This window comes from Candidatus Kinetoplastibacterium blastocrithidii (ex Strigomonas culicis) (genome assembly GCF_000319245.1).
Lineage (GTDB): Bacteria > Pseudomonadota > Gammaproteobacteria > Burkholderiales > Burkholderiaceae_B > Kinetoplastidibacterium > Kinetoplastidibacterium blastocrithidiae.
Map to the genome: position 1 here is coordinate 782,105 of NC_019814.1, position 13,586 is coordinate 795,690.

Here is a 13,586-nt window from a genome sequence, read left to right on the forward strand (position 1 = left end):
CTTCTTCTAGATTTTTAAAGAACAAATAGCTTATTTGATAAAGCTCAATTCTCATGCATAAAACATTATGTATGAGAATTAAACTCTATATGTGGTGGAGGTGAACGGGATCGAACCGATGACCTCCTGCTTGCAAAGCAGGCGCTCTCCCAACTGAGCTACACCCCCAAAGTATCGAAAGGTTTCGCCCAAACATTAATGGTGGGTCTAGTTGGACTTGAACCAACGACCCCCGCCTTATCAAGACGGTGCTCTAACCAGCTGAGCTACAGACCCATACCTATACCGACTGCACTATACAATGCAAAACCAATATAAAATCTGTCATAACCAGCGCTTACTAACAATCACAGCTATTTTAACAACCGATAATTGCGGATACTTAATGCATAGTTTCAATGCTCTTAAAGGAGGTGATCCAGCCGCACCTTCCGATACGGCTACCTTGTTACGACTTCACCCCAGTCATGAATCCTACCGTGGTAATCGCCCTCCTTTCGGTTAGGCTAACTACTTCTGGTAAAACCCACTCCCATGGTGTGACGGGCGGTGTGTACAAGACCCGAGAACGTATTCACCGCAGCATGCTGATCTGCGATTACTAGCGATTCCGACTTCACGTAGTCGAGTTGCAGACTACGATCCGGACTACGATCGGGTTTCTGGGATTAGCTCCCCCTCGCGGGTTGGCGACCCTCTGTCCCGACCATTGTATGACGTGTGAAGCCCTACCCATAAGGGCCATGAGGACTTGACATCATCCCCACCTTCCTCCGGTTTGTCACCGGCAGTTTCATTAGAGTGCCCTTTCGTAGCAACTAATGACAAGGGTTGCGCTCGTTGCGGGACTTAACCCAACATCTCACGACACGAGCTGACGACAGCCATGCAGCACCTGTGTTCTAGTTCTTTTTCAAGCACTCCCAAATCTCTTCGGGATTCTAGACATGTCAAGGGTAGGTAAGGTTTTTCGCGTTGCATCGAATTAATCCACATCATCCACCGCTTGTGCGGGTCCCCGTCAATTCCTTTGAGTTTTAATCTTGCGACCGTACTCCCCAGGCGGTCAACTTCACGCGTTAGCTGCGCCACTAAGACCCGAAGGTCCCAACAGCTAGTTGACATCGTTTAGGGCGTGGACTACCAGGGTATCTAATCCTGTTTGCTCCCCACGCTTTCGTGCATGAGCGTCAGTGTTATCCCAGGAGGCTGCCTTCGCCATCGGTGTTCCTCCGCATATCTACGCATTTCACTGCTACATGCGGAATTCCACCTCCCTCTGACACACTCTAGTTCGGTAGTTAAAAATGCAGTTCCAAGGTTAAGCCCTGGGATTTCACATCCTTCTTTCCGAACCGCCTGCGCACTCTTTACGCCCAGTAATTCCGATTAACGCTTGCACCCTACGTATTACCGCGGCTGCTGGCACGTAGTTAGCCGGTGCTTATTCTGCAGGTACCGTCATTCATGCTGGGTATTATCCAACACTGTTTCTTCCCTGCCAAAAGTGCTTTACAACCCTAAGGCCTTCATCGCACACGCGGAATGGCTGGATCAGGGTTCCCCCCATTGTCCAAAATTCCCCACTGCTGCCTCCCGTAGGAGTCTGGGCCGTGTCTCAGTCCCAGTGTGGCTGGTCGTCCTCTCAGACCAGCTACGGATCGTTGCCTTGGTGAGCTATTACCTCACCAACTAGCTAATCCGGTATCGGCCGATCCAATAGCGCGAGGTCCGAAGATCCCCCGCTTTCCCCCTTAGGGAATATGCGGTATTAGCTACGCTTTCGCGTAGTTATCCCCCACTACTGGGCACGTTCCGATATATTACTCACCCGTCCGCCACTCGCCACCAAACCGAAGTCCGTGCTGCCGTTCGACTTGCATGTGTAAAGCATTCCGCTAGCGTTCAATCTGAGCCAGGATCAAACTCTTCAGTTTAATCTCTGTATTTTTACACGTAATTTAAGTCTGATTTAGACCTAGAATACGTCGCTACCCAAAAAATGAACGGGTTCTTAGAGTATTACTCTAAGACCATGTACATTATTGAGTACTTTTATCTAATTAGCTAAATGTAAAATATTACATACTAAAACTAGCATCAAGTACCCACAATTATCGATTGTTTATTGTTAAAGAGCTCAGCTCTGACAATTTGTTTGTCAGTTGCAGAAGAAGAATTCTCGCGCTTAATGAGAAAAATGTCAATATATTTTTTGATTAGATAAAATTTAAAAACAACATAAGTATTTAATTAATGTTCCCAATGTGTCATTTTATAAAGATTAATATAGATTATATAAATGACCTTTAATACATTATAATTTACCATGAACGATGATATTCTTATTAACGTCACCTCTTTTGAGACCCGCATTGCCATAATAGAATCCGGAATAATTCAGGAATTACATATAGAACGTAATTCTCAAAAAGGGAAAGTTGGAAATATATATATTGGAAAGGTTATTAGAGTATTACCTGGACTACAAAGTGCTTTTATAGATATAGGTCTAGAACGATCTGCATTCATACACATAATGGACTTGCAAGAAAATCGCAGAGAACGATTAAATTCTACAAATATAACCCCAATAGAAAAATTAATTTTTCCAGGGCAGACAATAATAACACAAATTATAAAAGATCAAATTGGCTCAAAAGGAGCCCGTTTAACTACACAAATTAGCCTTGCTGGACGAATATTAGTATATCTGCCTTATGAAGACCATTTAGGAGTTTCACAAAAAATAAACTCAGAAGAAGGAAGGATGAATCTAAAAGATCGATTGAAATCGATAATAGATGCAGTAATGGGAATGGGAGGTTATATAATAAGAACTAATGCGGAAGATGCATCAGATGAGGAAATCCAATTAGATATAAAATATTTAAATAAATTATGGAGCAGCATTCTATCTTGTTCTAAAAACAAATCAGCGCCCTATATTCTGTATGAAGACTTAGATATATCCCAAAGAATCATAAGAGACATAGCAACACCATTAACCAAAACGATACGTATAGATTCTCTAGAAGTAACGGATAAACTAGTGGAATGGTCAAAGATATATGCCCCTTTTATAGTAAATAAAATTCAATACTACAGCGAGGATCCGCCATTGTTTGATCTTGCCAATATAGATCAAGAAATCAAAAAAGCCTTATCTAGAAAAATAGAGCTGAGATCAGGAGGATATATAATAATTGATCAAACAGAAGCAATGACAACTATAGATGTAAATACTGGCAAATTTGTAGGAGGAAAAAATCTTAAAGAAACAATTTTCCGTACTAACCTAGAAGCAGCACAAGCAATATCTAGACAATTACGCTTACGAAACTTAGGAGGAATTATAATTCTAGACTTTATTGACATGGAAGACAATAATCATCAGGACGTTGTACTACAAGAACTGCAAAAATACTTATCTAAAGATAAAACAAAAATTACTATCAATGGCTTTACTAAACTAGGTCTTGTAGAAATAACTAGAAAAAGAACTAGGGACTCATTAAAAAATCAAATGTGTGAAACTTGCCTGGTATGCAATTCTCAGGGATACATAAAAACAGCAAAAACTATATGTTACGAAATATTGAGAGAAATATTACAAGAATCCAGGCAATTCAATCCAAAAGAATTTCGTATTTTAGCCTCACAAAAAATAATAGATCTGTTCCTAGAGGAAGAAAATCCACACTTAACAAAATTAAGCGATATTATACAAAAAACTATATCATTAGCTGTTGAAAATAGTTATTCTTCAGAAGAATACGATATTATACTAATATAAATTAGACATTATTTATCATAAAATTGCATATTGTATAATGAAGAATAAATACCGCTGCTATTGCTTAAAAGATCTTCATGAGATCCTGACTCCTCAATAACTCCAGAGTTTATTACCAAAATATGATCTGCATTGCTTACAGTAGACAAACGATGAGCTACTATTAAAGCTGCGCATCCATTGTCAAGTAGTTTGTCCATCGCTTTTTGAACCTGTCGTTCAGATTCATTATCCAACGAAGAAGTTGCTTCATCCAATATCATAACCTGAGAATTTTTTGCAATAGCCCTTGCTATTGCGAGTCTTTGACGTTGCCCGCCCGATAATCTAACTGCCCCATCACCAATCCTAGTATAAATACCATCTGGCAATTTATTAATAAAGCCTAATAAATCAACAGCATATAAAGCATTATAAACCCGATCAATATTAATATTAGATAAAAAACCATAGCCTACATTTGCAGCAATGGTATCATTAAATAAAAAAATATCTTGTGATACAAAAGCAATACTAGACCTAAGACTGCGCAAATCATAGTCTTTTATATCAACATTATCTATCAGAATACTACCAGAATTTGGATAAATAAAGCGCGGCAACATATTAATTAATGTAGTTTTGCCACTGCCTGATTTTCCAACCAATGCAATTTTTCTTCCTGGCTCTAATACAAAAGAAACACCCTTTATAACATATTCAAGGTTATCACAGTATCTAAAATATACATTATTGAATTCTATCCTACAACGTACCTTATACTTATTGCATAGAAACAGTTTGCCATTATCTGTTTCTTTTTCCATATCTATTAGAGAGAATACACTTTCTGCTGCAACAATCATTTTAGGCAATTTGCCAATAACATGTGTCAATCTACGCACTGGATCAGGTATCTGAGCCAAGGCCACCATGAAAGAAATAAAACTACCTGCAGTCAACATAGCATATCGCGCTTGACTTAATGCAACAATTATTATTATTGATACTGTTATAGCAATACACATATGAACTAATGGAGCTAGAGCAGCATCTGCAATTGCAGTCCTTAGAGCAAACTTCCTTAATTTATCTACCACTGTATTGAATCTATCTATTTCCTGAATATATCCATCAAATAACTTAATAACACGTTGACCATCAATAGAGCTAACAATTAAACTAGTAAAATATGCATTCATGTCTAAGGCTGATTTACTTATTCTGCGCACCTTTTTAGTAAAAATTTTTATAATTAGAACCATTACAGGCAACATAAGCAATACAATTATAGTGAGAATCCAGGAAATATATAATAAAAAGACCAAAAGAGCGGCGATTACTAACGACTCTCTAATTATAACTGCAGTAACTTTGATAATCATATCAGCAACACTATTTGCATCTAAAGTAAAATGATTCAGTAGCTTACCCTTATCTAAATATGCATAATTTATATCGGATAGATATAGCATCTTGGAAAACATTTTGGTACGCATATCCTGTAATACTTGATTTGCTACATATGCTAGCAAATAATCACTAAGGAAATTGCAAATTCCCCTAAAGAATATAAGACCTATGAAAGCCACAGGAACATACCATAGAAAAAATTTTTCTGATGATGAAAAACCACTGTCCAAAAGTGGTTTCATTATGTAAGACAGAAGTGCTTGTGTAATGGCAGCGCAAGACATCAAAATAACAGTTGTCAGCAATTTGTGCCAATGATTTCTAGTAAGATTATGAAGTCTCTTAATCAAAGGGAAATTAGTCATCACATAAAAAATATTAGACAAATAAAATTTATAGTTTAACTGTATTAACGTTACAATTAACCACTTATATAAATTTAAATAATTAGTTGACATGAATTTTAATAATTGCACATGCAACACAATTCACCTAGAAAATAAATCCTTATGTTCTCTATATTTTTATAATAAACAAATTAATAAAAAAATATAGAAATTATTGATAAAGTAACTTCGTTTATTCAGAAAAATTAATGAAATGAAAAATCTGATAAACAAAGTGCCAAATCTATTGGATTCAAAAACAATAATTTAGATAAGATAGTATATTTGAATAAAACATCAAGTCATAGTATCATCATTAGTATTGATTAACATTCCAAATACATTATAACTTTTATAGTATAATTAAATTAATAATTTGATGCCATGGCAGAAGATGTTTTATAAAAACTGTATCAGTATAAGATCTCAACAGATCCTTTACCACCTAAAAAAGATCGTAATTTTAACAAAAACTCATTATTAACAATAACTCTCCAATTATCACCTAATTTTACAGTACATGAAAATTTGCCATCTAGGTTTGTATAAGCCACGTAAACTGGTACACGACATTTATCTTGTTCTTTTTTTGAGCATATGCTCTTTAATAAGCTCTGCAAAGATTCCAAATTAATATCACTATCTATAGATATTTTTACGGCTTTAGCCATGTAAGACCTAATATCATCAATGCTATATATTTGCTCCACAACAATTCGAAAACTATTAGAATACGAATCGTCACTAACAATGACTTTAGCAGCTATTAAGTTATCCTCGCGCAAATCATTCTTGTTTTTTTCATAAAAGTCTTGGTGTGTAACTATTTCAACTTGATTTGTATCATCATCAATCAAGGCTAAAACCATTTTCCCGCGACGAGTTGTTATGGTTTTTATTGACACAAGTATGCCACATACTAACTGTGATTGCTTGCTGGATCGTATTTTTGATAAAGTGGTCGGTATAATCTGTCTTATTTCATCACGCCAATATTCAAATAAATGCCCACTGAAATGATATCCCATCGCAGTTTTCTCTTCAGTAAGCTTATTTAGTAAATCCCACTCAGCTATATTATCTATACTCTTTCGCAATCTAGGTATTTCTTGTTCATAATCATCTTCGAATAAAGATGATTGATTAACATTAGTATTCCTATGCTCTGCTATTTCTAATGCTATATTTAATGAAGCCAAGACTTCAGCCCTGTTAGAATTAGAAAAATCAAAAGCTCCTGACTTAATCAAAGATTCTATTGCACGACGATTTAGAATTTTAAACATTCTGTAACAGAAATCAAATATGTCACTAAATGGCCCATTGTTTTTTCTAGATCTTACAACATCATCAATAGCAGATTTACCTGCTCCTTTTATCGCTCCTAAACCATATCGTATAGCAATTTCTTTATTTTCATCTGTAAAATTAACAACTGGCTCAAACCTAAAACTAGATAAATTTATATCTGGCGGAAGAATTTTTATATTGTTCTTTTTTGCATCGCGAAATATTACTTGTATTTTATCCGTGTCATCCATATCAGATGAAAGGGTAGCAGAAAAGAATTCCGCTGGATGATGAGTTTTCAGCCAAGCTGTTTGATATGCGATCAAAGCATAGGCAGCTGAATGAGATTTGTTAAATCCATACCCTGCAAATTTCTCCATTAAGTCAAATAATTTTACGGCAAGATCTGAGCGGTAACCATTATTAACAGCTCCTTTTTCAAAAATAATACGATGCTTAGCCATTTCTTCTGGATCTTTTTTACCCATTGCCCTACGCAACAAGTCAGCACTACCGAGAGAATAACCACCTATTATCTGCGAAATAAGCATAACTTGCTCTTGATAAACGATAACTCCATAAGTGCTTTTAAGAACATTCTCCAAATCACTATGAAAATAATTTATGCTTGAGACCCCATGCTTACGACTAACGAAATCATTTACCATTCCTGACTCCAGTGGACCAGGCCGATATAAGGCGAGCACGGCTATAATATCTTCAAAATTACTAGGCTTTAATCTTTTTAGCAACTCCCTCATTCCTTTTGATTCTAACTGAAATACAGCAACCGTATTACCACTAGATAATAGATCATAAGTTTCCTTATCATCTAATGGTAGTGAAATAACAGAGAAATCATCCATTCCTTTATTACACTGCCTAACATAACTTGCTGACCAATCAAGAACAGTTAAATTTCTCAGCCCTAAAAAGTCAAATTTAACTAGACCAGAAGATTCAACATCATCTTTATCAAACTGAGAAACAAGACTATTCTCTTGCCCTGGCTGACAATATAACGGACAAAAATCAGTTAACTTGCCTGGAGCAATTAAAACACCTCCCGCATGCATACCAACGTTGCGAGCTAATCCCTCTAAAGGCTTAGCAATATCTATCAATGTCTTAACTTCCTCTTCTTTTTCATATCTGTTTTTAAATATAGCATCAGACGATAAGACTTTATCTAATGTCCATTGCTCTGATACACTGAAAGGAATCAATTTTGACAAGCCATCACATAACGAGTAAGGAATTCCTAAAACTCTTCCAACATCTCTAATAACTGCCTTAGCCCCAAAAGTACCAAACGTGGCTATTTGACTAACAGCATCGTGGCCATATTTTGATTTTACATAATCTATCACACGATCACGATTGTCTTGGCAAAAATCAATATCAAAATCAGGCATTGATACTCGCTCAGGATTTAGAAAACGCTCAAAAAGCAAATCATAATCCATAGGATTGATGTCAGTAATACCCAAAGCATAAGCTACTAAAGATCCTGCGCCTGATCCACGACCTGGACCTACTGGAACCCCGTTATTTTTACCCCAATTAATAAAATCCTGTACTATTAGGAAGTAGCCAGCAAATCCCATCTGATTTATAGTGCCGCATTCTTCGCGCAATCTTTCATGATATATCTTCTTATTGATTTTATTGTTTCCTAAAAAATCAAATCTTCTCTTTAAACCCATTTCAGCCATTAGTATCAAATAATCATCCAGGGAATATTTGGCATCTATTTCAAATTTTGGTAAGTTAGGAATCCCTAAGCGCAGTGTTAAACTGCAACGTTTAGCTATTTCAACTGTATTAAGTATCGCCGAAGGTATATCAGAAAACATATTAAACATCTTCTCTGAATTAAGGAAATATTGCTCCTCTCTGAAACGACTTACTCTTTTGGGGTCTGAAAGATGAGAGCCTTCAGCGATACAAACCCTAACTTCATGAGACTGAAATTCGCTAGGCCTTAGAAATTGAATAGGATGAGTAGCAACAACAGGCAAATTTAATTTTGAGGCCAATTCTAATACCATATGGTTATAATTGTCTTCTCCAGGAAAACCAGCCCTCTGTAATTCTATGTAAAAAGAATTAGGAAACATTAGTTTCCATTGTTTTGCTAAATCTAAAGCTAAAACTTGATTATTAATCTCTAGAGCATATGCAATATCACCAAGAATACCACCTGAAAGAACTATTAAGCCATTCTGTCCTGATAACCACTCCTTACGCAATTCAACTCTACCATTATACTGATTGCATAAAAAAGACTTTGTAAGTAAAGAACACAGGTTGAGGTACCCCTCATGATTACAAACAAGCAATAAGACACGGAAAGGCCTATCCCTATTTTTATCATTAGTTAACCAAACATCACAACCAATTATAGGTTTTATACCCGAAGCACGAGCTGCTTTATAAAACTTTATGATACCAAAAACATTAGATAAGTCTGTTAAGGCTACAGCTGGCTGATCAGAATCTTTTACTAAGTTAATCAATTCTTCTATTCGAACTATACCATCTACAATAGAGAATTCTGAATGTACACGCAGATGCACAAAAGATTTAAAATCATAAGACATAAAAATATCAGCTCCTTTCCAAATTATCGAATATTATATATCGACTAAATATCATAAGAGTTTATATCTATTAGTCTTTAAATCAAAATAACATACAATCCAATAGCAGAAAATAAATTGTTTACACAACCTAAAAATAACTATTATTATCATATTTTATATTAATAATTTGTTATTACATGATATTAATTGGATATTGTATATATGGAATTAGACAGATATAACACATGCGAGAATTCGCAAACACAATTTGTAAGATGGTTTAGAGAAGTAGCGCCGTATGTGCATGCATTTAGGGGCAAAACCTTTGTTATCGCTTTTGATGGGGATCTAATTCAGTATGGAGCACTTAATGCACTTGTCCAAGATTTATCTCTATTATCAGCTTTAGGAATTAAACTAGTACTAATACATGGATCACGGCCTCAAGTAAACGATCAATTAAAACTAAAGGGCATATATAAAATATTCGACAGAGGACTTATGGCCCCAACAGATGCTGCTGCGTTAGAGTGCGCAAAAGAAGCAGCTGGAGAGATAAGATTAGACATTGAAGCATCTTTTAGTCAAGGATTGCCTAATACTCCTATGTCTCACTCAAAAATTAAAGTTATATCAGGAAATTTTGTTACAGCAAGACCTGTTGGCGTATTAAATGGAGTAGATTTTCAAAACACAGGCAAAGTAAGAAAAATTGATGTAGAAGCTATAAATTTTGCCATAGAGAAAGGCTCTTCTGTTGTCTTATTATCCCCACTAGGTTTTTCTCCTACAGGAGATGCATTTCATTTAGCTCTTGAGGAATTAGCAACAAGCACAGCTGTAGCACTAAGAGCAGAAAAACTTATATTTTTATCAAGCTCTAAAGGAGTATATAATGACGATGGATCAATAGACACAGAATTAGCAAGAGCAGATGCTGATATACTAACTGCATCTAATAAGCTAGATGAAGAAACATGTGAGTTTCTAAAATATGCATCATTAGCAGTAAAAAGAGGAGTAGCTCGAGCTCACATACTATCTTACTCATTAGATGGAAGCGTATTATTAGAAATATTTACGCATGATGGGGTAGGAACGATGGTTGTAGAAGATAATCTAGATGATCTAAGATCTGCTACAATCGACGATGTTGGGGCAATAATTAGTCTTATAGAGCCTCTGGAAACAGATGGAACATTAGTCCCTAGACCAAAAAGATTAATAGAACGCGATCTGGAAAAATTTACTGTTCTTGAACATGATGGGATAATATATGGTTGTGCCGCATTATATATGTTTCCTAATGAACAAATGGCGGAACTAGCATGTTTAATAGTTCACCCAGAGTGGCAAAGTACAGGAGAAGGAGAGCTCTTATTAAGACATATTGAATCTAGAGCAAAAAATCTTGGTGCAAGACGTATATTCGCTCTTACAACAAAAACGTCTCATTGGTTTTTAAAAAGAGGATTTGTTCAATGCGGAATACAAGACTTACCAAAAGAAAAACAAACTAGTTATAACAGGTCACGTAATAGTCTAATTTTTATAAAAAATATTAAACATGATTAAAATCATATAACATAAAATATATTTTTATTACTTTATTTTTCAGGAGGGTTTATGAGCAGAACCGTAAATTGTGTTAAACTAAAAAAAGAACTAGTAGGCTTGGATGAGCTAACTTACCCAGGAAATATTGGGAAAAATATATTCAATAATATATCTAAGGAAGCATGGCAAGAATGGATAAAGATTCAAACACGTTTAATAAATGAGAATCGCCTAAACTTAGCTGATCAAAAGTCTCGAGAGTTTCTCAGAAACAAGATGGAAGAATTTTTATTTGAGGATAAAAACATAGAGATTGATGGATATGTCCCAGTATCTAATTACTGATACTATTTTTAAAATATAAAACATCAATATCTGTGTATTAGTTGCACTCCCTCATCTGCTGCAAGTATTAATATATCAGCCCTATTTATTGCAAACAAACCATTTGTGACGACTCCTGGAAAATTATTTATCTCTTTTTCTAAAGATAGTTGGTCTTGTATATACAAATTATGCACGTCAATTATGACATTTCCATTATCAGTTATAAATCCATCCCTAAGCACTACCTTGCCTCCTAGTAAAGTTAATCTCCTTGAAATAGAATTAACCGCCATGGGAATAACTTCTATAGGCAAAGGAAAGCTTCCTAAACGATTAACTAATTTGCTTTCATCTACTATACAAATAAACTTATCTGCCACAGAAGAAACTATTTTCTCTCTAGTTAACGCTCCACCTCCCCCTTTTATCATGCAAAACGATTCGTCTATTTCATCTGCCCCATCTACATAAAAAGGTAGATGATCAATACTATTAAGCTCTATAACTTTTATACCACACGATGATAATTTAGATTTTGTTCTATCAGAACTAGCTACAGCACCAGCAATACTGCAACTAAAGCATGATAGTTCATCTATAAAAAAATCAACGGTAGATCCAGTTCCAACTCCAATAAGAAAATTATTATTTTCTAAGATATAGGGAGTTATAAAATTCATTGCAGCTCTAGATGCTTCTTGTTTTAAATTAATTTGCCGTGTATCAATATTCATTTAGAAATATCACCAAAAATTTATATTTTATAATTAACCTATGTGTAAATCTTCAGATAATTCAGCTGTATCATCATTATCAGAAAGAACCTCTAAAGACTTTAAATTGTTAAGCATGGCACGAGATCTTACCTCTGTTTGCCCTATTTTATTACTAGCCGTATCTAAAGTTTTCTTAACGCTAGCTAGAGACTCACCAAACTTACTAAATTCTGTCTTAACCGCTCTCAGTATATTCCATACCTCTGATGACCTTTTTTCGATAGCAAGAGTCTTGAATCCTATTTGTAAACTATTAAGAAGAGCTGCTAAGTTGCTCGGACCAACCACATTTATATGAAGATTGAACAACCTGTCAAATAAACCCGGGTACCGCAAAACTTCTGCATAAAGACCTTCTGTTGGGAGGAACATTATAGCAAATTCAGTTGTATAAGGAGGCTCTATATATTTTAATGCAATAGCACGAGCCTGCAACTCTATTGCTTTTGCTAAAGCATTAGAAGCTGCTTTAGCAATATCTAGATTAGAGCTATCATTTGCATCTATTAATCTTTCATACTCTTCTTTTGGAAATTTCGAATCTATGGGAAGCCATATAGGAGATGAATCCTTGCTAGAACCTGGTAACTTTATAGCAAACTCAACAAAGGAATCCTTATTTGGGATAATCTTAACATTGCGTCCGTATTGATCAGGCGTCATAATATCTTCAATTAATCGTGAAAGCTGTATCTCTCCCCATGTACCACGAGTTTTTACATTATTTAAAACCCTCTTTAAATCACCAACTCCTACAGCCAAATTCTGCATCTCACCTAATCCTTGATGGACAGCCTCCAATCTTTCAGAAACCTGCTTAAAAGATTCACCAAGCCTCTTTTCCAATGTTGAATGAAGTTTTTCATCAACTGTATATCTTATCTCATCAAGTTTTTCCGAGTTGCTATTTTGTAAAATTTGCAACCTATACTCTAGAGTCTGTCTAATTTCTTTAGTCCGTCTATCATTAATCTCTATCAATCCCTGTAACTTTTCTGTAAAATTGTCAGAAAATTTCATAAAAGATGATGTTGTTTCCAAACGATTTGATCTGGCATCACTACTTAAAACATCTCTCATCGAATCCTGAAGAGACTTAAAATCAACTTGAAAAATTCTTACGAGTTCCAATATATCGTTACGATATAACCTATGAGATTCTATGATGTCATCATGCAAGCGACGTTCAAAATTTGAAAGCTCATAAATAATATCTGTAACTTTCTCAAAGCTAGAATGCTTCAGTTTAACCCAAATCCTTATAATTACAAGACAGTTAAATAATATAAGCAAAAACAGCAGGTATAATAAAATGCAATTAATTGTCATCATTTATCAAATTAAATATTATGAATAAAATCTATATCGTACTATCTAATAATTAAAAAGAAAACCATATAACTATTTTCTTATAGATAGAACAATACAAATAAGGTATTTATGTATTCATATATTAAAATTGATAACTATTAAAAAA

The 13,586-nt window shown here is 35.0% G+C and carries 7 protein-coding genes, 2 tRNA genes and 1 rRNA gene; 3 read left to right on the top strand and 7 right to left on the bottom strand.

Annotation, left to right across the window (positions count from 1 at the left end):
* Nucleotides 1-92: 92 nt before the first annotated feature.
* The 3 genes from CKBE_RS03735 to CKBE_RS03745 form a co-directional block, all read right to left on the bottom strand.
* Nucleotides 93-168 (bottom strand) — tRNA-Ala (locus tag CKBE_RS03735).
* 31 nt (nt 169-199) lie between these two features.
* Nucleotides 200-276 (bottom strand) — tRNA-Ile (locus tag CKBE_RS03740).
* A 130-nt stretch (nt 277-406) separates the two neighbouring features.
* Nucleotides 407-1,937 (bottom strand): 16S ribosomal RNA (locus CKBE_RS03745).
* 392 nt (nt 1,938-2,329) lie between these two features.
* Here CKBE_RS03745 and CKBE_RS03750 point away from each other — a divergent pair.
* Nucleotides 2,330-3,796 carry an Rne/Rng family ribonuclease gene (locus CKBE_RS03750; protein ID WP_015238254.1) on the top strand — a complete coding sequence of 489 codons (1,467 nt, stop codon included), beginning with the start codon at nt 2,330-2,332 and terminating at the stop codon, nt 3,794-3,796.
* A gap of 8 nt (nt 3,797-3,804) precedes the next feature.
* On the opposite strand, the gene msbA is transcribed toward CKBE_RS03750, so the two are convergent.
* Together msbA and dnaE are read right to left on the bottom strand one after the other, a co-directional pair.
* A complete protein-coding gene (gene msbA, locus CKBE_RS03755; protein WP_015389984.1) occupies nt 3,805-5,553 on the bottom strand; it encodes a lipid A export permease/ATP-binding protein MsbA in 1,749 nt (582 codons plus the stop codon).
* Between the two features lie 434 nt (nt 5,554-5,987).
* Entirely contained in the window at nt 5,988-9,467 is a 3,480-nt protein-coding gene (dnaE, locus tag CKBE_RS03760) for a DNA polymerase III subunit alpha (RefSeq protein ID WP_015238256.1), read from the bottom strand.
* 204 nt (nt 9,468-9,671) lie between these two features.
* Here dnaE and argA point away from each other — a divergent pair, with 204 nt between their 5' ends.
* The gene (gene argA / locus CKBE_RS03765) at nt 9,672-11,024 is read left to right on the top strand and encodes an amino-acid N-acetyltransferase (RefSeq protein ID WP_015389983.1); all 1,353 of its coding nucleotides are present in this window, start codon (nt 9,672-9,674) and stop codon (nt 11,022-11,024) included.
* Nucleotides 11,025-11,075: 51 nt separating this feature from the next.
* Complete coding sequence (locus tag CKBE_RS03770; protein WP_015238258.1) at nt 11,076-11,351, top strand: oxidative damage protection protein; 276 nt, start codon at nt 11,076-11,078, stop codon at nt 11,349-11,351.
* A gap of 23 nt (nt 11,352-11,374) precedes the next feature.
* On the opposite strand, the gene rpiA is transcribed toward CKBE_RS03770, so the two are convergent.
* A complete protein-coding gene (rpiA, locus tag CKBE_RS03775) occupies nt 11,375-12,067 on the bottom strand; it encodes a ribose-5-phosphate isomerase RpiA (RefSeq protein ID WP_015238259.1) in 693 nt (230 codons plus the stop codon).
* Between the two features lie 33 nt (nt 12,068-12,100).
* On the bottom strand, nt 12,101-13,438 hold the full coding sequence (locus tag CKBE_RS03780; RefSeq protein WP_015389982.1) for a DNA recombination protein RmuC: 1,338 nt from the start codon (nt 13,436-13,438) through the stop codon (nt 12,101-12,103).
* Between the last annotated feature and the right edge of the window lie 148 nt (nt 13,439-13,586).